We start from the raw sequence: 19,527 nt of genomic DNA, 5'->3' as shown, positions 1-19,527 counted from the left end.
ATGCGTTCCTGGATGATTTATTGGCGGAGGGTGAGTCACGTTCGGAGTCGCAAAGCAGTTCGGTCGCGCTGGCCGGCAGACGACGCTCGAAAGCGCCCCATAGAATCTGGATGGCTGCAAGCGTCAGTGGCGTTCTCTTGTTCGTGACTGCCACCGCGCTGATCGCGGTCCTCCACACCAATGGCGACACAGAGTGGCTTCTCGCCGAGAAGGATTTCGCCGCCGGAATGGATCGTGATGCGATCAACAGGCTCAATGCGTTTCTAGATTCGTTTCCGAATCATCCCCGCTCGGGGACCGCCCTGGTTTATCGCGAGACCGCCCGGCTGCGGCAGACCGTCGCGGCGAAGACCAACTGGGAGCAGGCGTTGGCCGTGGCCCGCGACATTTTGCCCAGGATCGTCGAACTGCCGGATTTCGCCAAAGTGCGCGATGCTATCGGCAAGATCCTCTCGCAGTTGGTGGCGGGTCTGGCAAGGCAAGCCAAGGACGGCGCCAAAGGTCCGCTCGATCAGCGCCGCCGACAGGCGCAAGCGGCCCTTGAGGGATTGACGCTGGCCAAGGATCCACGCTACACGCCCGACTCGCAGAAGCCGTGGGCACTCCTGCAAGCGACGGCGGACGACATCGCCGGGCTCGCTCGGGCGGTCGATCGCGACACCGAACTCGAAAATGCCGCCGCGGAGATCCGTTCGTCGATTGCCGCCGGTCGGATTGCGGCCGCGTTTGCCCGCCGCGACCAGCTCTGCGAAGGTTTCCCCGAGCTGCGGTCCGACGCGATGGTCGAGTCGCTCGATCAGGAATTAGTCGAAGGCGAAGCGAAGTTCACCAGAGTCGATCGCGAGCAGCACCAAGCCCAGACGGAGCCGCGCGCGACCCCGGTCGTTTCGACGATCGTGTACGCGGCACGTAACGACAAATTGGCGTCGGGCTCGCTGGCCGTGGCGCAGCCCGCCGGCGGCGCTGACGGAGCGGCAGTGGCGATTTTCAGCGAGGGAACCGCGCACTGGTTGGGCAAGGCCGACGGGACGCTGCTCGGCCGGCGGTTTCTCGGATATGACAGCAACTTGCCCTTGACGATCGATTCCTCGAAAGGCGAGAACTTCATCGTCGTCGACGCCGTGCATCAAGAAATCGCGCGGGTGAGCGCTAGCGCGGCAAAACTTCGCTGGCGACAGCCAATCGGCGGACCGCTCGCCGGACCGCCCGTGATCTCGGGCGGCAGCGTGTTCGCTACAACCCAGTCGGGGCGGCTAGTCGCGCTCGATTTGGAGTCGGGCGCCATCCTGCGGTCGGCCGAATTCGCTGAACGATTCCGCTCCCCGCCAGCCGTCTCGGCCGACGGAAGAAAGATCGCGCTCGTGTCGCATCGTGGCAACCTTTTCATTCTGGCCGCGAAAGACCTCCATCCGAGAGCCGCGGAGAAGTTCACTGACGAGGCGAACTCGATGGCCATTGCCCCGGTATGGATCGCGGACAGCCTGGCGGTGATCCAGCGCGAAGATTGGGAAAACAGCGTTCTGCGGATTTTCGCGCTCGGCGGTGCGGCGGGCGAGATCAAATCGCTGCAATCAATCTCGCTCCCGGGTCAGGTGAATGTGCCGCCGATTGTCGAAGCCGGCCGACTGATTGTGGCAACCGACCGGGGCGCGCTGGCCGCGCTCGCGACCAGCGGCGCCGCGAATGGCCCGCTCTCCAAGATCGCCGAATTGCCGCCGGCTGACGGCCCACCGCAGCCGCGGTTTCTTACGGCCCAAGGCAGCCGGATTTGGCTCGGCGGAAATGGGATTGCGAACTACGAACTCGCGGCCGGCGGAGGCGCGCCGCGTCTTGTTTGGCAGCGGTTTGCCGGAGACCCGATCATTCAATCTCCCGCGCTCGGCGGGAATCTCTTGATCGTCGCCAGAACGCGCCACGATCTGCCGGGCGTTTGGGTGACGGCGCTTGATCCGCAGACCGGCGAATCGAAGTGGGAGACGGCGCTTGGCGCCCGGCTGATGAATCCTCCGCTGGTCGAGGCCGATGGGAAGGCTTTGCGCGTGAGCCATCCGTTGATTGGCGAAATCGACCTCGCGACCGTTCCCTCGAACCCACAAGTGTTGCACATGGCCTCGCTAATCGCGTCCGATTCGGCGCCGCCGTCATTGCTCGAAGCGCCCGTGCCACCGGAAGTTCCGATGTCGGCGAAGAGCTGGCCGCTGGGCGTCCGCGCACTCTGGGGACCGATTCACGACGGCGATACCGTACTTTCGGCCACAGATCGGGAATTGCTTTGTTCCGACGCCAAAGGCGAATTGCGCTGGAAAAAGTCGCTTCCCGATGGTCCGCCGATAGGCGAGCCACTCGTGCGCGGCAGCGAACTAGTCCTAGCGTCGGCGACCGGCACGATTTGGCGAGTCGATCGCGAGACTGGTGTCGAAAAAGGTAAACTCGACGTTGGCCAACCGCTGGCGAGCGGGCCGACGCTGTTTGACAAACGCCTCGTGGTTGTCGCCGCCGATGGTAGTCTCTTATTCATTGCATTTCCATGAAGCGGCACTGCATCCAATTCATCCTTTGCCCCGGGCGGCTTCTCGTCACGCCGTCGGTTCTGGCGATCTGGTTCGCATCGCTCAGCATTCCATTCGCGCGAGCCGACGACGCACCCTTTTATCAACAACAGCCCTACGACACGATCAAGCTCGACGCGGCCAATCGGAACGTCGAATTGAAGGTTCGCCTGCTCGATCTTCCCGGACGCTTAATTCCCGCCAAGCCGGATCCCAGCGACGAATTGGAGATTCATCTCTTGGATCGGCCGCGAAAGGTCTACAAGGTCGCTTGGGAGCATGTCGTCGAGGTCAAGTTGTTCGAACAGCGAGTTCTCGATGAGGCGGAAGCGCTTGTCGAGTCCAAGAAGCTTGACGATGCCTACCCGTTCTACGAGTTTCTCGAGCATCGCTTTCCGACGATGGCCGGACTGGCTGAGTCGTATAACAAGTTCCTCATGGCCGGGACAAAAGAAGCCTTCCAGCAAGAGAAATACGAAGAGGCGCTGGCCCTATTGTGGGAGCTGCATTCCCGCGTTCCAGAGTTTTCCGGAGCCTCGACCGGCATTCTGCGGCTGTTGGCAAAGCTGATCGATCGCCGGTTTGCGGAGGAAGACTATACCGCCGCGCGGGGTCTGCTGCGCGAAGCGACCGATCGCCTCAAGGACCGCGCTCAGCCTTTGGCGGCGACTTGGGATGAGAAACTACACGGCAAAGCTGCCGCGCTCGTGGCCAAAGCGCGGGAACAGGTCGCGGCCAGGCAATTCTCCGAGGCCAGCCGAACCATGCGGCAAGCGCTCTCCGCATGGCCGGAAGTCGCCGGGGGAAAAGAACTCGTCCAGGCGATCCAAAGCCAATATCCGGAAGTGGTCGTTGGAGTGACGTCGCTTCCGCCTCCCGGCATCGCGGCGACCGACTCTTGGGAAGGGCGACGCGACCGTCGATTGCTGTTCGAATCGAACGCCCATGCTAAGAGCCAATCCGAGATCCGCCGGGGACTGTCCCCTTTTGCGGAGTCCTCGGAACAAAAGGGGACTGTCCCCCTCTCCGCGGGCGGTTCTCGGATAGGCTCTGAGCCAACCGACGCTGGCGCGAACGCTCATGGTCCGTATCGAGTGGAATCGGCGAACTCCAACGAGATTCGTTTTGCCGCGGTCGAGGGCTATTTCGCCGCCGGAGGAAAGCAGCCGAAGCAGATCGTCGAGCGGCGCTTTCCCGACGTGGCCTCGGCCCTACGCGCGCTGCGGCGCGGCGAAATCACCGCCGTGGATCGAATCGGTCCCTGGGATGCGGCCGCGCTGGCAAACTCCGAACGTTTCGTCGTTCAGCCATACATGGTAACGAGCCTGCACGTCCTGGTGCCGAACCTGCGGCGACCACTGATGAACGATCCGACCTTTCGTCGCGCGGTTGCGCATGCGATGGACCGGTCGGGAATTCTCATCGACCAGCTTTCGCGCGGAAAGTTGCAGGCTGGCTGCGAACTGACCGACCGGCTGATCGCAGGACCTGGGTCCGCCGCCGCTGACGGATCGGCCGAGCTTCGTTTCGATCCGGGCGCGGCCAAGCTGCTGGCCGGACTCTCGCTTGCGCAATTCACTGAGAGCGCTCATGGGAGCGGCGACCGAACGGCGATTCCTTCCACCGAGCTGACTTTGGCGCATCCAGCCGACGAAGTAGCTCGACTGGCGTGTCAGGCGATCGGCCAGGAATTGAGGGCGGCCGGCATGTCGCTGAAACTCAAAGAGATGTCCGCCGGCGATATGTCTGCTGGTTCGAGCGATGCGGATTTGATTTACGTCGAATGGACGCCGCTGGATCCGCTCGCCGAATTGCCCCGGCTCATCGGTCGGCGAGGGCTGGGGGGCGACGCCGGTCCACTCGTCGAGCGGCGACTCCGAGACGCTCTCGCCGCCCGACCGGACCGAGCGGGCGAGCGCACTGGGCAACTCGAGGAAATAATCCGCGAGCAAGCGCTCGCGATTCCGCTCTGGCGACTGAGCAACTACGCGGCGTACCAGCGTGGATTAGAAGGTATCGGCGGGCGTCCCCTTACGCTGTATCAGAATATCGAGCAGTGGAGCCTGACCACGGCGGGATCCAACGAATGAGCAGAATCAGATTAGGTCTGAAAGACCGCCGGAGCCCAGCCCAGGGTGAAGTGAGATCGTCCGTTAGGACGGGCGAACGAAACCCTGGGTTTGCGATCCCCAAAGCGCTCCTAGCCCTGAAAGGGCGATGGAACTCCGCCATCAATCTCACCAAGCGCGCCGTTGGGGTGCGTTCTCTCCGGCGGCCTTTCAGGCCGCGAGCCCGCGAGGGAGGGTGGCTGTCCCAGGGTTCCGCTCAATTCTCCTTGTGGAGAACGTCGCTGCACCCCGGGCTGGGCTACGCCGGCCTTTCAGGCCGAAGACTGTTTGCCCGGCCGCGTTTATTAGGTGTACTAACCGTTCGTGCCGCGTGCTCGGCGGCATTACTCAGTTGTGTGCTATTTGGCGCGCGGATCGTTTCTGCGTCCGATGCGACTGCAACGTCGCCGCCGGCTACCGAGTCAACGGCTTCAGCGACAGCGCGACCGGTGAGTTGGGAGAATTCGCCGTATCGGATTCTGGTCTACGTATTACTCGATCCGGCCCCCGAATGGAGAACGGACCGGCGGGCGAACCTGTTGACCGAGATCCGGAGTCAGTCGCAATCGCTGATCGGCGGCCTCTGGCAGTTAAAAGTCGTCGACGCGCCGCCCGAACTGAAATGGAATACTGCCAGCGAGATCGAAAGCGTTGCAACGGACTCGATCCCGCAAGCGGCGCTCGACCACGACAAGGTGATGCTGCTTGGGATTCTATCACCCGGGAGTGGACGGCATCAATTTCAAGTCCGCGAGTTCGACGTGCGCACAAGGATTTGGGGGCCGGCGTATGTCGAAGTGCCGCGGCCGGGAAGCGACTTCGCCCAAGAGGCATTGCGGGCGTTGTGGAAAGCGTTTCGGCCGCTCGTGCGAATCGACGAGATTTCCGAGCAGGGGACCGTGACCGCTCGCGTCCGCGGCGGCGACTTGCCGCCGGCCATGCGGCGGCTCGAGCTGGTCTCTCCGGGAATGGCCCTGCGGCCGATCACCCGGCATTTCGACAGAAACGGGCGCACCCTCGGCGACGGTGTCTTCCCGGTGGCTTGGACGTTGCTGAATGTCGAAGATGTGACCGGCGCGACGGCAAAGTGCCGGCTGTTCACAGGTGTCGAGGACCCGTTGGAACTCAAATACGACGGGCGAACCGAGTATCTGGGAATCCGCACGGCCGCTCCCACGAATTCGTCGACGGAACTCATGATCAAAGCTCGCGGGCCGGACGGAATCCCGCTCGAGGACTTGGAAGTCTTCGGGCAGAGTCCGATCGAGAAGACGCCCCATCCGCTCGGCCGCACCGACGAACGAGGAGCAATCAAGATCGAAGCGGCGAGTGGAATTGAATTGGAAATGGTGTCGGTCCGCAGCGGGGGCGAATTGTTAGCCCGGTTTCCGCTGGCCCCGGGAGTCGAAAAGCGCGTCGTCGTCGAGGTGCAAGACAATGGGCGGCGGCTGGAGACCGGCGAGTTGGTGGCCCGGCTCGGCGAAGAACTGATCGACCTCGTGGCCCAACAAACGGTCCTCGAAGCCCGTTTCCAGCGGCAGCTCGTTCGCGGCGACCTTGATGAGGCAGAGCGGACGCTCGGAACGCTGAAAACTCTGAAGACCTCGGAATCATTTCTGAAATCGATCGACGACCGCCGAGCGGCCCTCCCAACCGCGGCCTCCGATGCGGCCGCGGCAGCCTGGCTCGACAAGCGTCTGGAAGAAATCAAGCCGCTGGCGACGAAGCATCTCATCGATTCGCAAGTCGTTGCCCGATTGCAGGGCGTGCTAACCTCGCTGCGCTCGCGGTAGAAAAAAGGGGACATTCTACTTTTTACGCGACGGCCCGTAGCAAGTCGAGCCGCAAAGCTAAAAAGTAGAATGTCCCCTTTTTCTAAATCGCTTCGCCGCCCCGTTCGCCGGTGCGGATGCGGATGCAGTCTTCCAGCGGGAGGACGAAGATTTTGCCGTCGCCGATCTCGCCGGCCTTGCCGGTGCGGCCCCCTTTGATGATCGCGTTGATCGTCGGCTCGACGAATTCCTCGTTCACCGCGATCTGAAGTTGCACTTTCCGTAGCAGATTGACGGAAATCTCGTGCCCGCGATAAACCTCGGTATGCCCCTTCTGGCGGCCGAAGCCTTGCACGTCCATGATGGTGAGGCGGAACACCTCGACCTCGGTCAGAGCGGCCTTGACCGCCTCGAGGCGGCTGGGCTGAATGATGGCGATTATCAGCTTCATCGGTCGCAACGCTCCGTGCCTGGGTCAAGAACCGCCGGGGACTGTCCCCTTTTGTGGAGTCTTCGGAAAAAAAGGGGACTGTCCCCTTCTCCTTCGGCGGTTCTTGGGTTGCCTTTTAGATCGTAGTCGAGCAGGGGCCGCGGCTCAAGAGGTTTGCATGAAGTCGTCGCCCGCCGACAAATCCGCTCGGAACTTTGGGTGAGAGGTCGGAAGTCGGAGGTCAGAGATCTGATGACAGGTCAAGTCGCCGCGCCGACTTCTGGCTTCCGACCTCCGACTTCCGAAAAAACGCCCCGGCCTGGGTGAGCTAGGCGGAACACCCACCCAAGCCGTTGGGGCATCCTTCTGGCCCAGGCAAGGACCGAAGTTCTCGTGGCGAAGTTCCTTGCGCGCTCGTGGCGAACTGCATGGCGCTCGAGGGAAAGCCAAAGAAAAATGGTGTGTCGCAAGTTGCTCCAGGCCAGACCATCCCACCCACCGACCCAGCGGGAGACGCCCAACTCTCTCCCGTACACAACTTGCGACACACCCGCACACGCGTTTCCAAGATTTCGTTTGTCGCTGCGAGGGAGCCGACCGCCGGCCCGACCCGCCCAATCTCGCAGTCGCTCGATCACCGGACGCGAATGGCATCCAAGGGTGATTCGTGGCTTTCAGCTCTCCGATTATGCGACTTGTTTTTGGTGCCGCAGTCCGATTGACGGCCGATGAGATAGCAATCACTGTGCCAGCGGCCGTCAACGAGGCCTGCCGCCCATCGCAACCGGCTTAATCAGGCTAGACTTACGAAAAATAGCACCATGCCGCGACGCGCGATTGGAGTGAATCAGCCAGCCGTCCTTGCCCGCTTCCAATGCAGCCGACGATGCGAAAGCGGGCAGACTTGTGAAGGCCAGAAATTCGGACCTTTACAAGCAACTGCCAAGTCCTCTCACTTCGAACGGTTGTAGGGAACACCAAACCAATATCCATATTCCCAGGCGTCCGACTTTGATAAGGCGCGCCAAGCTCGGCCCCAGCCGAGTGAATAGCCGACGATAATTTGGGATTTTTCGCGATTTTCCGCAGCGGTGCCGTCCGGCCGAGTGGGAAGATAAGTTGCGGGCACCAATTGAGGCCCCGTACTCCAAACTGCCGGCACACCGTATTCAATCGGCCCTCCTGGCCAGCCCAATTCGTCGTGTCGAGCCCGACGGAATCCATTGTTGTCGATTTCGGTCTCCGGGGCCGGCAATCCAGTTCGAAAATACTGGAATTCCATCCCCGAGTATGGATCGAGCGGCACGGCGGCGAGGTATTGTCCCTTGAGCTCGCCAAGCGAATTTGGCAGCTCGCCGTGATCGAGCCGATAGGATTCCAGCGCCAGAACGATCATTACGGCCCGCCGCTGCGTTTCGAACGCCGCTAGATTATTGGCAACCTCGAAGCCGGCGTAGCCCATGCCTCTTAAATCTGGCACGGTTGTCTCGAGCCATTCGGCCTTTTTGCTCGCAGCTCTTTCCCAGTCGGATTTAAGCCTGGTTTCGAAAAATCCATTTGGGATCGCGTAATAATTTCGATCTAGACAGAAGTTGCGAACGGCGCCTTCGATATTTCCGCTGTCGCTATACTCAATGTTCCCCTTGGCGCTTCGATCGAGGGCCAAACGCATCTCTTGCAATCGCTCAAGTGCCGTTTGCGACAGTAGATTCAGCACGCGGACCGCCCGGTCCGATTCCCACGGCATCAACTTCAGCCAAAGAACGTCCGTGTCAACGAAGTAGCGATTGATCCTCCACATCGCCGCTGGATTGCCAAACGCCATGCGGTGGCCAAGGATGTAGTCCGATTTTATGCATTCGTCCAACCGCAGAATTTGCGGATCGATCGCTTGCAACCGTTTCAGGGCGCCGCCAATCCGCTCGCGCGTTTGCCCTGGCTGCGCCCCCCAATACGCAAATTGGCGGAATAACTCCGGAAAACTATCGCTACCCCCAACCTCGCCCAAGTGTGAAGCAACTTGCAGCGTCGCAAAGTAGCGGTCAAGCGCCGCGTCCAGCTTGCCCTCGCCCTCCAACTGCCGCGCGCTGACCAGCATTAAGTCCGGCGGCCATTGTGCGCCCTGGTTGTCATGGAAATTTGGCCAATTGTTTTCTTTCCGTGGATCGCCGAACATGCAAATCGGCCGCTCGCTGGCTTCCAATAGCAGAGCCAGGGCGGCCGAGTTGTCTCTAAGCCATTGCTGGTCGGCTTGAATGGGTGGCCGCGAGAACTCGCGTTCATTCCAATTTGAAGCAGAATCCGCGGCTTCGGTGTAGCGCGGATGTGACCTCATCAAATCACTCGCCCGGCGATACAAGTCCGCCGTGACAGTGCCCGCAGCGAGATTTACTTTGATTTCTGCTTCATACGGTGCAGGATCGAATCCGGGCGAAACGATCGGCACTTGATGAACTCGATACAAGGGCACCGCGATCAAGAGCGGAATGGCGGGGACTAGCAAGGCAGCCGCCAGCCGGCTTCGGGCGCTCCAGCGTTTGTTTTCCCCGATTCAATCTGGCGCGCGCAGCCATGTGCCCCAGAGCAGAACTAGCGGAATCGGCCAAACCGACCAGAGGAAACTAACTTGCATCGCGTGCATCAACGTGATCCAGCCGCAAAGTACGCCGCTAAAGAGCAGCGCCAAGAACCCCGCCATGATGCCACTTCGCACGAGGGTCGAAACCCATTGACCCGCGGCATAGGCGACAATAGCGACGGCGATTGCCAAGCCTTCTGGCGGTAAGTCGCCGCCATAGTAGCCATAGTTTTCCAATCGTTGGCGATTGGTGACGGTTTCGATCACTCGCAACAACTCGCTGCCGTCGCCGAGAACGAACAGCCACACAAGGCACAGCACCGAAATTGAGATCAACAACGTGACGAGCCAGGGGACTTGTCGAGCGAGCCAGACCAGCCGCGGCGGCACGTTGTGCTCGGCGAAGAAACGATACCGACGCTGCTCTTGATCGGGTAAGAAAACCATGGCACCCATCAGCGTTGCAAAAACTGCAATCGGCCAAACTGCCCTGTGGTGATTCGAGTCGGTCATGCTAATTCCGAGCAACGACAAGGGTGGGCAGAGGATCCCCATCGTCAGCATCAAGCGCCACGACTGTCGCCAATGCTGCCAGAGCAGATGGCCCAGCATGGCGCTGCAATCCCGCTTTGCAAGCAGCGGCCGCAAGTCCTTCTCCCTCTCCCCTTGGGAGAGGGCCGGGGTGAGGGCTGTCGGCAGTGTAGAGTCGGTCGCCGTCATTCTCCGACGTGACGACGCGCGTTTCTTTTTTCGTCGGCTCTCTCCGTCCAACCAGCGCAAGCCGACATAAACATCCGCGCTCAATACGACCAGGGCGAGCAATCCGCGCCACGGAGCGGCCCGAAGATAAGCCGGCCATTCAAACGTGAGATTCGGCATCTCCCTCTGCGTCCACGCCAATGTGTGGGCACAGGTCGAAGCCGCGACCAACGCCAGCACGACCGCCAGGAGCGGCCGCGCGCCGAGCAATGAGAAGAGCGTGCCCCAAACGATCGCTTCCACAGCCGCGACCAGCCACAGCCCCAACATGCCCCGCCACTCCACGACATCCGGCAGACGAGCGCCGGTAATGAACTGGGCCAGGGGCAAAAGCGCGAAATACATGGCCGCCGTGGCAAGCGCCACTAGGGTCAATTTGCTGGCCAGCACGTCAACCGAAGCAACCGGCGAGGCGCGGAGGAAATCGAACGTCCCCTCTTCACGCTCCGCGGCAAATGCCGCGCCTGCGCAGCCGATCGCAAAGAACGCCGGCGCTCCCAGGGCGAAGTTGAAGACGATTTTCAAAGTTTCGGCGTGTTGCTGCGAAAACAGCACCGCCAGCCATTGGATTAATCCCACTAGCACGATGACCGATAGCCAGAAGAGTCGGACCGCCCGGTATTCTTTCCACATGAGTCGCAGGAACATTGTGGCGTTCATGGCGCAACCACCTCCTGCGCGGCGCTCGCGCCGCTTGCCGTCGGTTCCGAAGACTTCAGGTACGCGACGAAAATCTCTTCCAAGCTCGGAGTGCGGATTCGCAGTTCCTCCACGCCGCTTTGGCCTTGCAGCGCGGTTAGGCTCGCTTCGCTCATCCCGCGCACGAGCACTTGCCACTGCTGGCGATGCCTCCGCTGCGACAGGATTTGGCCGGCGAGCGGCGGCAGGTCCGAGGCGTTTTCCGCGAGCGTGACGTTCAATTCGCGAATCTGGTCCTTGAGGTTTTCGAGCCGCTCGACCAACAGCAGCTTCCCCGCCCGCAGGATCGCTACGATGTCCGCCACTCTTTCCACCTCGCCGATCTGATGGCTGGACAAGAGCACCGTGCGCCCGGCCGCCGCGATATCCACCATCCCTTCCAGAAACTCGCGCCGCACTAGCGTATCCAGCCCCGAGGTCGGCTCGTCGAGAATCAGCAATTCCGGCTCGTGCGCCTGGGCCAACGCGAGCGAAACCTTGGCCCGCATCCCCTTCGACAGCCCCTTGATCTTCCGCTTGAGCGGCAGTTGATAATCGGCGGCCAGGTGCAAATAGCGCTCGAAGAATCCGCTGCCGTAGAAGCCGGCGGTGAACCAGCCGATTTCGCTGACCGTCATCCATTCGTAAAGCGTGGGGCGTTCCGGCACGTAGCCCACGCGGCCGCGAACTTCCCGGCCGTGCCGCGTGCTGTCGATCCCCAGCACGGTGGCCTGCCCTGCGTCGGGGTCGGTCAGCCCGAGAAGTATCCGAATGGCCGTGGTCTTGCCGGCGCCGTTCTCGCCCAGCAAGGCGCAGACCACTCCCGGAGATACTTCGAGGTTCACACGGTCGAGCGCCGTTTGCGAACCGTAACGCTTCGTGACGTTTTGCAACCGAATGACAGGTTCCATGTTCAGGTTCCGATGATATGGATTTGCACTGCACACCTGACGAGATGCGCGACGGCCTCCGGCTGAAACCGAACGAGTTTTTATGAGGAGACCAGGAAGGCAGGAGGATAAAGAACAACTCCCTCTCCTGCCTTCCTGGCTTCCTCATAAACCCGAATTTGATTCTCTTTCAATCATGCGCATTTCCTTCTCGACGAGTTCGCGCAGGCCGTGCGGATCGAGACGGCTTTGTTTGGCTTCGGTGAGCACTTGGCGCAAGCGGGCGCGGATGAGCTTGAGCCGCTCGCTTCGGCAACGTTCCCCGGCGCCGATGGTGACTTCCAGCCCGGTTCCGCGGACCGGTTGCAAGACTCCGTCGTCCTGAAGTTGCCGGTAGGCGCGGGCGATCGTGTTGGGATTTATGGCCAGCTCGCGGGCCAATTCGCGAACGGATTGGATCATCTCGCCCGATTTCAATACGCCCGAGGCCACGGCGAATTTGATCTGCCGCACGATCTGATCGTAAATGGCCAGACCATTGTGAGGATCGATTTGAAAGAACATCGTCGCCTCCACTGCTGCACTACGGTAATAGTACAGCATAACGATTTCGTCGGCGATGTCAAGCAAGAAAAAGCGCGAGGCCCAGAAGCGTCGTCGCCAGCGGCAAATGCCACCCTCCGTGCGACAGCAAGGATTGCGCCCGCCGACGATGGCAACGCCGGCGATGAGGTACGAGTCAGGGCAAGAGCCGCGCGTTGAGCCAATCTGCGTGGGCTTGCTCGTCGCCGTGGTCGGCGAAATCGACGAGCAGACTGAGGCGCTTGGCGCCCGTGAGATCGACCGAAATGGGCGCCGGCGCCGCGCCGCCGCGAATGATCGGGCTTTCGTACTTGATCTGCCATTTGCCGGAGCCGTCGTTCGTGTACGCGCGGAACAGGGCGCTGCCGCGGCCGGCGGTTTGATCGTCGATGGCCACCTCGGCCTTGAATGCGCGATACGGCTTGGTTAGATCATAGGTCAGCCGAGCCGCGCTGTGCATTCCCAGCCCCTTGAGATAGAGCCTTCCACCGGCGCGAAGCTGCGAGCCGGCGACGTTGCGATCCGCATGATAGGGCCACGCGAGGTCGAGAAATGGAATGTGCTGATAGCCTGATGGTTTCAGATCGGAAAGATATTTGGTCCGGCCGGCGAGCGGCTGGATCGCGTTGATCTTGGCTGCTGAGACGTCGAACTCGATGCCGGCAGGTAGCTTGATCTTCGCCTGGCTGCGGTCGATTGTTAGCGTTGAAGCCAAGAGCCGCGAGCCGTCTTGAAAGCCAATCCAGATCTGCCCATCCTTTGAATTTGGCTTGGCGGCCAGAGATGGATTGAACCGGAGCGCGGCGATCTTTTCCCTGCCGATGCTCACCTCCCCGGCCAGCGTGCGGAATTTAATCACGTTTTCATCGAGCGCCAAAACCTCGCCCTGAAGCTCGTCACCGTTAAGCAGGATCAGTCGGTCGCCGTCTGGCGCGTTTTCTACTCTCTCTTTTTGGGAGGCGGGTTGGGAGTGAGCAGACACGTCTGGATGGCCGTCGCCACGCAGCCGAAATCTCATCAGATCCGATTCCTGCCGATCGACCGACGGTGCGAAGATGATTCCGCCGACCCATTCCAGCGGCAGCTTCAATTCGCCGCCGAGTCCCCAACCGATCGAGAGCTTCTCCTTGTTGAGGCTCGTCACATCGGCCACGATAACCGAGCCATCGACCAGCACCAGTTGCGGCTGGGCGGGCGTCCCAACCCAATTGCCCCACCAGCAAAGATCGGCTAACGAGAGATTCCTCGTCTCACCGCTCGGCAGCGTCCAAGTCGCCATTCCGTCGGCGTTCAACGACTGCAACCGCGCTCGAAACGGAGTGCCCTCGATCAGCACTGCGTCCGAAAACGGCAGCAATTCCGCGCCAATCGCACTCGCGACGGAAACGATGCAACCTGCGATTGCGGCTATGATTATCCGAATTGCGGACATCGCTTTGCACCTTTGCCAAAACCTCAATGCTCCGCCTCGCGCGTCCCCAGCCCCGAGCCCCCAGTCCCTTCCTGCCTCATCGCTGAAAAATCGGCAGATAATTGTTCGGCATTTGGAGGATGATGCACGCCATGCTGGCGCCATATTCGGGACTATAGGCATCGAACCACGAGCCATCGTCCGCCTGGAGCTTAAGGATCGAGTCGCGAATGGCAGGATACCAGCGGGTCCAATAGTCGCCCCCGGCGTGCCACATCGCCTGCACGGCGTAATAGTGGCCGTAGAAATAATGATTGTTCGGCTGGCTGATATCGTCGCCGCGGGGGATTTGGGCCATCAAGTAGTTGAGCCCTTTGTCGATCTCCGGCCCTTCGTAGATCCCGGCGCTATAGAGCGCCACGACTCCGGCGGCGGATCGCGGGAAGGCGCTGGGCGTGCCGGTGAGCATATACATGAAACCGCCGTCCTCGTTCTGGCATTTCTTGACATATTGGATGCTCTTGGCCATCGTCTCGCGGGGCACGAACAGGCCGGCGTTGCGGGCCGCACGCAGCGCCATGACTTCGCACACGGTGACGGAAATATCGGCTTCGCTGCGGACCGGCTGATAGCGCCAGCCCCCTTCATCGTTTTGCGTGTTGACGATGAGCTGAACCGCTTTGGTGAGCTTATCGCGGATGTCGGCCCGCTGCGTCATGCCGTAGCATTCAGCGAGAAAGAGCGTGGCGAAGCCGTGGCCATACATCGGGCCGTGGCTCGCGGCGGAGGGGACATCGATGAAGCCGCTTTCGGCCGTATTGGCAAGAATGAAATCGAGGATGCGATCGACCTGCTGGCCGTATGGGCCTCGATCCGGCGTGCTCCCCGAAGCGATCAGCGCCATCCCGGCCAGTCCGCAAACCGCCACATTGCGGCCGTACCCGCTGCCGAAAGCGCCGTCGTCATGCTGGCGGGCGGCAAGGTAATCGAGCCCCTTCTTGATCGCCTGGGCGGTCTTCGGAGTGATCATCTCCGCGCCGGATTTCTCCGTATCCGTCGCCCGATCGCGCGCGAGGTTCAGGGCCGGCCGCAGAGCACAGCATCCGGCCGCCCATAACGCTGCTTGCGCCAAGAAACGGCGGCGGCTGGGAGAAAGGGACGAGGGACGAGGGGCAAGAGGCGAGAGCTTGCCCGAGCACCTTGCTCGCCGGTCAGAATCGTCCAATGATCGTAAGTGCATGTTAGTCCTTCGCGTCAAAGTCCCTCGCCCCTCGCCCCTAGTCCCCAGCCCCTTCCTCCTCGACCAGCCGCTCAAAGTATTTCTTGATCGCGAATTCGTAATTGGGGAGAAACTCGTCGGGGGACGCTTGCAGCATTTGATCGCGGTCTTTTGCCGGCAGCGATAGGCCATCCAAGATCTTTGCGAGCAATTCGTGCGTTGCCTGCGGATCGGGCCGATCGCTGTGGTTGGGGCGTTTGTCTTTGGAACTGTCGCGGGGCGGCCGGTTCGACGCGCCGGCGGCGGGGGATTTTCCACCCGCCTGCTTCGGCTGACCCGGTTTCGAGCCGGAGCTGCCGGGCTTATCGCACGAGCCGGATTTGCACTGCGCGGCCCGCTGCTGTTGCAACTGATCGACGAGCGCCGCCAATTCGGACGCGATTTGCGCCTGCTGCTTCCGCGTGGTCGGATCCGAATCGCTCTGAGCTAATCGCTGTTCGACCGAGCGCATTTCACGCATGATCTTCGTGAGTTGGTTCTGGCCGAGATCTTCGCCGGCGCTGCCCAGATCGTCGGCGCCGAGCGACTTCCGCAATTCCTCCTCCAAACGATCAAAAGACTTCCACTTTTTCGCCGGTGGCTTGGCGGTGGGCTTTTCGACCGTGTCGCCCGATGGCTTGTCAATCGGTTTATTCGCCGGCAGGCTCGGCCGATCGGCGGGCTTTTCGAGCGGATTGGAGTCGAGGCTCTTTAGCAATTCATCGTCGAGCGAACTCTTCGCCGGCGCCGGCGAATTGTTCGCATTCGTTTTGCCGGTGTCGGCGGTCGCGACACCGGCCGGCAACAGCCCGATCATCACGGCCAAAATCGTCATCTGTCGTGAAGTGGTTTGCATACGTAACTCGATTCCATGTCAAGGCAGCAACCGACCGGCGGCTTGTGACTATTGCTTGCCGCCACTAAGACCGAGCATCAAATCGGCCAACCGTCCTTGTTCCTTCGCCAAGCGTGAAAACTCGGCACGCTGATCGTCCGTGGCGTGGCGATCGCCGACCGCTTCGGTGAGCCGCTGCGTGCGGCGGTTCACATCCTCTTGCATCTGCCGAATCAACCGCAGTTCGGCCATCGTGCGGATCGTGTTGCCTTGCTGGCTGTTGGCTGGGTCGCCGCTGCCCCCTTGGCCGCTCGTCCCGGCCTGCGGATCGCCGCCGGCAGGCTTATCTTCCTTCATCGCCTCGACCAACTGTTTTAACCGCGAGAGCGCATCTTGTTCCAATTGTTGCGTGGCGGAGCCGGTGTCGCGATCCTGCAACCGATCGGCTACGCTGGTCATCTCTTGCGAAGCGGCGTCGAGGACGAATTGAAATGCCTCGGCCCCGGCCAACTTCTCGCCCAACTGGGCCGTCTCATCGGCCAGGCCCCGCTGATCGCGCGATAGGTCGTGCAGCGTCTGCGATTGGGCGCGCGTCGATTGCCCCTGATCGGCGCGGAGCTTTTCCAAGCGGGCCGTCTCGTCGTTCGCATGGCGTTGTCGATCAACGAGTCCCTTCAAATTGTCATCCAATCGAGCCAATTGCTCGTCGGCCAAATCGCTTTCGGCCTTGCGGCGGGCGTCGGCCAATTGCTGCTGGGCGTCGTCAAGGTCTTCCTTCACGGTTGCCGCGTGATCATCGGCCGCGGCGTGGTCGCCGCTGGCGGCTGCTTTACGGACTGAGCCCATTTGCCCGGCCGCCCGCGCGAGGCTGTTCGAAGCTTTGTCGGCCTGTAACCGCTGAAGCTGGCGGGACTGCCGATCGGCCTCATCCTGGAACTCTCGCTCGCGCCGACTGAGGCGCTCAAGCTCCTTTCGCCGCTCGGTCTGGTCCTGGTTCCCGCCGGCCTCTTGTATCTGATTCCGCAACCCCTCCTGCTGTGTCTTCAGTTCGGACAACGTGTGCTCGGCATCGCGCAATTTTTTCACGAGACGTGATAGTTCCCGTTCGCGGCGATTGGAGAGTACGTCGAGCATTTCGTCCAATCCCCGACCGGCGGACGACTGACGACCGAGTGCCTGACCGATTTGGTTCTGCTCGATGATTTCGCCGGCTTCGCGCATTAAACCGCCGATCCCCGCATCGCGCCCCGCGCGGGCGGCGTCGGCGATCGAATCGGCGGAGGCCGGATCGGTTGACTTAAGCTGCTCGGCCACCTGCCCCATCCGCTGCTCGATCTTCTCGAACTGCCGCCCCAGGTCGAGTTGACGGCCGGCGATTCTTCGCAAATCCGATTGCTCCGCTGGACTCAAGTCCTGAGGGTCCTTGGTCAGCGTCCGGGCGGCCAATTCCTTAGTGTCGCTTTCCAGAATGGTTTGATCGCGGCGGATGTCGGCCAGCGCGCGCGCGATTCCGCGAACGCTATTCCATTCGGCCAGATGGCCGAGCATCTCTTCGAGTGTCGCGGAAACGTCACTTTGCGTGCGTCCCACGTCGGCCAGCGACTCTCTCAAGGCGTGCGACGGGAGTGCCTTGAGATCGTCGGCGCCTTTCACGGCTGCCGTGAGTTCGCGCTCGATGGCTGCCAACTCGTTTCGATCGAGTCGTGCGATTTCGTCCGCGAAGCGTTGCATTCGCCCCTGGAGTTCCGGATTGGCGACGCGATTGCTCGCGAGTTCTCCCAAGAGCGCGACGATCTGGGCCCGCGCTCCTTCGGTCGGACTGACCAGCGAGCGGCGGATTTGCCGCTGGTCCAATTCATTTCGGCGAAGCCGGTCGACGTCGCTCTTTTGAAATCGCCCGACATGGTCGAACGTCGATTCCAGCGTGCCAATTTCCATCCGCGCCGCTTGTTGCATTTTTAGAATGCGGGAGAGTTCATTGAAGATCAGCATCTCGCGCTGGGATAGATGATCTTCAAGTTCCGCGGGCGTGATAATCGTCAGTCGCCGGGGCAAGCTGGCGCCGGTTTGCGGCAGATAATCGGAGGCCGTTGCCGTGAGCAGCACATGCGCGCCGGGAGCGAGCTTGAGCGGCCCGAGTTCCCATGGATAGTCGATCGAATCGGTCTCGCCTTCGAGCGAACGGCCGGCGGCGGGAGCAGCGAAAGCGGTCGCGCGGTCTGGTCCAGTGAAGAGCCGTATTGCCGTTTCGCCGATCTCGGTGTGATCCGAGCGCGTGTAGACGAGGTCGATCGTGTGGATCGACAAATCGTCCTTGGCCACGATCTTGATCGGCACGACCGCCCCGGCCGTGACCAGCAGGTTTTCATTCGGCTGCTGGAAATCCATCGAGGGCGGCTGATCGGTGATGGCCTGGATCTCCCAACGGTCTTCCGGCCCGGCGACCAGTCCTTCGCGATCGCGCAGCTCGAACCAATATGGGCCGGATTTATCGATCACTAAAGACGTAGCGCGTGATTTGCCGCGGGCGCCGCCGGGATCTTTGTCCGAAGAATCCGTCGGCGGCGAGGAACCGGCAGTTTGACCTGGTAAATCGGGGCGAAGGACGAATCCGCGGCCATCATCCGTGACCTGGGCCGCGACGTCGGGGCCATTCTTTTGGCGCAGCACCGCCGAGACAAGCGGCTTCGTGGCGATTGCGTGCATCTCAACCGCCGTGCCGCGCAAGGCGACGATTCGCCGCTCCGCCGATTGAACTGGCCGGCCGGTGTAAGCGGGCGGATGAAGCGTGATCTCGAGCGACTTGATTCGCGGCGGCTCAACGACATCGACATGGATCCACGCCATCTTGTGATCGTCGCCCCCTTCCGCCCGATATTCGAACGACTGCACAACCTTTTCCTTGCGGGCAACCATCATGTCGCCCACGGGCTGCATCTTCTCGCGCTCGACTTGTTCGGCGCCGGACTGGCTTGTGGTACGGTATTCGATCCGCACGTCGTCGGGCAAATGTCGATTGAGATCAACCAATTCAACCTCAAATGGCTGATCGACGGCCAGCCGCTCGACGCGGTGAGTGAAAGTCAAATCGTTGAAGGGGGGCCAAGCTGTGCTTCCCAACGGATTGACCAATCGAACGGCGGCCAGAAGCGAATCGGCGGGGCGGAGCGCGCAGGTCGCGGCGGCAAGGAGCGCGATCGCGCCCGCCAACGCCGCCGCGCGGAAGACTGGCCGGCGATCGACGGCGGCCGACCAATCGAGCTGGCCGATGCGAGCCTCGGCCTGAGCCACCGCGGCCCGGCGAAGCACCGCGCTGCCGGCCAAGGGGTCATCGGATCGCTCGCCGAGAAACTCGATCGCGCTAGAAAGCTGGTCGCCATATCCGCTGAGATTCGATTCGATCCGCTGGGCAACCGCTACCTCGTCCAAACGCCGCTGCAACGCCGGCAACATAAAGCGGACAAATCCCCACACCGCGATGCCAAAGGCGGCGAGTGACCAGATTGCCCGCACGCCACGATCCTCAAAACGCAGCCAGAAATCGATCCCGCCCAACAGCAACAGCGCCGGCAAGACGACGGTCGCCATCCGGCTGAGGCCGTAAACGAGGAGCAATCGCCGAACGCGTCGGCGTGTCGCCGCGAGCTTGATTTGAAGCAGATGGGGCATCGCCACAA

At 61.5% G+C, this 19,527-nt stretch carries 12 protein-coding genes; 3 read left to right on the top strand and 9 right to left on the bottom strand.

All coding sequences use genetic code 11. The features are described 5' to 3' along the window. The first annotated feature begins 110 nt into the window (after positions 1–110). From VGY55_08020 to VGY55_08010, 3 genes are all read left to right on the top strand, one after another. The gene (locus VGY55_08020; protein ID HEV2969921.1) at positions 111–2,531 is read left to right on the top strand and encodes a PQQ-binding-like beta-propeller repeat protein; all 2,421 of its coding nucleotides are present in this window, start codon (positions 111–113) and stop codon (positions 2,529–2,531) included. Beyond that, entirely contained in the window at positions 2,528–4,639 is a 2,112-nt protein-coding gene (locus tag VGY55_08015) for an ABC transporter substrate-binding protein (protein HEV2969920.1), read from the top strand. The genes VGY55_08020 and VGY55_08015 overlap by 4 nt, the downstream gene beginning before the upstream one ends. A 467-nt stretch (positions 4,640–5,106) precedes the next feature. Beyond that, positions 5,107–6,450 carry a hypothetical protein gene (locus VGY55_08010; protein HEV2969919.1) on the top strand — a complete coding sequence of 448 codons (1,344 nt, stop codon included), beginning with the start codon at positions 5,107–5,109 and terminating at the stop codon, positions 6,448–6,450. An 82-nt stretch (positions 6,451–6,532) separates the two neighbouring features. On the opposite strand, the gene VGY55_08005 is transcribed toward VGY55_08010, so the two are convergent. From VGY55_08005 to VGY55_07965, 9 genes are all read right to left on the bottom strand, one after another. Beyond that, on the bottom strand, positions 6,533–6,880 hold the full coding sequence (locus VGY55_08005; GenBank protein ID HEV2969918.1) for a P-II family nitrogen regulator: 348 nt from the start codon (positions 6,878–6,880) through the stop codon (positions 6,533–6,535). Positions 6,881–7,811: 931 nt separating this feature from the next. Next, a complete protein-coding gene (locus VGY55_08000; GenBank protein ID HEV2969917.1) occupies positions 7,812–9,194 on the bottom strand; it encodes a hypothetical protein in 1,383 nt (460 codons plus the stop codon). 216 nt (positions 9,195–9,410) lie between these two features. Beyond that, positions 9,411–10,856: a hypothetical protein gene (locus tag VGY55_07995; protein HEV2969916.1), complete on the bottom strand. Its 1,446-nt coding sequence runs from the start codon at positions 10,854–10,856 to the stop codon at positions 9,411–9,413. Then, on the bottom strand, positions 10,853–11,785 hold the full coding sequence (locus VGY55_07990; GenBank protein ID HEV2969915.1) for an ABC transporter ATP-binding protein: 933 nt from the start codon (positions 11,783–11,785) through the stop codon (positions 10,853–10,855). The genes VGY55_07995 and VGY55_07990 overlap by 4 nt, the downstream gene beginning before the upstream one ends. Before the next feature lie 144 nt (positions 11,786–11,929). Next, the gene (locus VGY55_07985; GenBank protein ID HEV2969914.1) at positions 11,930–12,394 is read right to left on the bottom strand and encodes a GntR family transcriptional regulator; all 465 of its coding nucleotides are present in this window, start codon (positions 12,392–12,394) and stop codon (positions 11,930–11,932) included. 109 nt (positions 12,395–12,503) lie between these two features. Beyond that, the gene (locus tag VGY55_07980; GenBank protein ID HEV2969913.1) at positions 12,504–13,778 is read right to left on the bottom strand and encodes an NPCBM/NEW2 domain-containing protein; all 1,275 of its coding nucleotides are present in this window, start codon (positions 13,776–13,778) and stop codon (positions 12,504–12,506) included. Positions 13,779–13,854: 76 nt separating this feature from the next. Beyond that, positions 13,855–14,889, bottom strand: a complete 1,035-nt coding sequence (locus tag VGY55_07975; GenBank protein HEV2969912.1) for a prenyltransferase/squalene oxidase repeat-containing protein — start codon at positions 14,887–14,889, stop codon at positions 13,855–13,857. A gap of 145 nt (positions 14,890–15,034) precedes the next feature. Beyond that, positions 15,035–15,871 carry a hypothetical protein gene (locus tag VGY55_07970; GenBank protein ID HEV2969911.1) on the bottom strand — a complete coding sequence of 279 codons (837 nt, stop codon included), beginning with the start codon at positions 15,869–15,871 and terminating at the stop codon, positions 15,035–15,037. 48 nt (positions 15,872–15,919) lie between these two features. Beyond that, the gene (locus tag VGY55_07965) at positions 15,920–19,519 is read right to left on the bottom strand and encodes a hypothetical protein (GenBank protein HEV2969910.1); all 3,600 of its coding nucleotides are present in this window, start codon (positions 19,517–19,519) and stop codon (positions 15,920–15,922) included. Positions 19,520–19,527: the final 8 nt, after the last annotated feature.

The sequence above is a fragment of the Pirellulales bacterium genome, from assembly GCA_035939775.1.
GTDB lineage: Bacteria > Planctomycetota > Planctomycetia > Pirellulales > DATAWG01 > DASZFO01.
The sequence above is the reverse complement of the archived record's forward strand: the minus strand, read 5'-3'. Positions and strand labels throughout refer to the sequence as shown.

Excerpts from the sequence above, each read along its gene's own strand:
- VGY55_08020 (HEV2969921.1), top strand. The coding sequence starts at position 111 with ATGGCTGCAAGCGTCAGTGGCGTTCTCTTGTTCGTGACTGCCACCGCG.
- VGY55_08015 (HEV2969920.1), top strand. The coding sequence starts at position 2,528 with ATGAAGCGGCACTGCATCCAATTCATCCTTTGCCCCGGGCGGCTTCTC.
- VGY55_08005 (HEV2969918.1), bottom strand. The coding sequence starts at position 6,880 with ATGAAGCTGATAATCGCCATCATTCAGCCCAGCCGCCTCGAGGCGGTC.
- VGY55_08000 (HEV2969917.1), bottom strand. The coding sequence starts at position 9,194 with ATGAGGTCACATCCGCGCTACACCGAAGCCGCGGATTCTGCTTCAAAT.
- VGY55_07995 (HEV2969916.1), bottom strand. The coding sequence starts at position 10,856 with ATGAACGCCACAATGTTCCTGCGACTCATGTGGAAAGAATACCGGGCG.
- VGY55_07990 (HEV2969915.1), bottom strand. The coding sequence starts at position 11,785 with ATGGAACCTGTCATTCGGTTGCAAAACGTCACGAAGCGTTACGGTTCG.
- VGY55_07980 (HEV2969913.1), bottom strand. The coding sequence starts at position 13,778 with ATGTCCGCAATTCGGATAATCATAGCCGCAATCGCAGGTTGCATCGTT.
- VGY55_07970 (HEV2969911.1), bottom strand. The coding sequence starts at position 15,871 with ATGCAAACCACTTCACGACAGATGACGATTTTGGCCGTGATGATCGGG.
- VGY55_07965 (HEV2969910.1), bottom strand. The coding sequence starts at position 19,519 with ATGCCCCATCTGCTTCAAATCAAGCTCGCGGCGACACGCCGACGCGTT.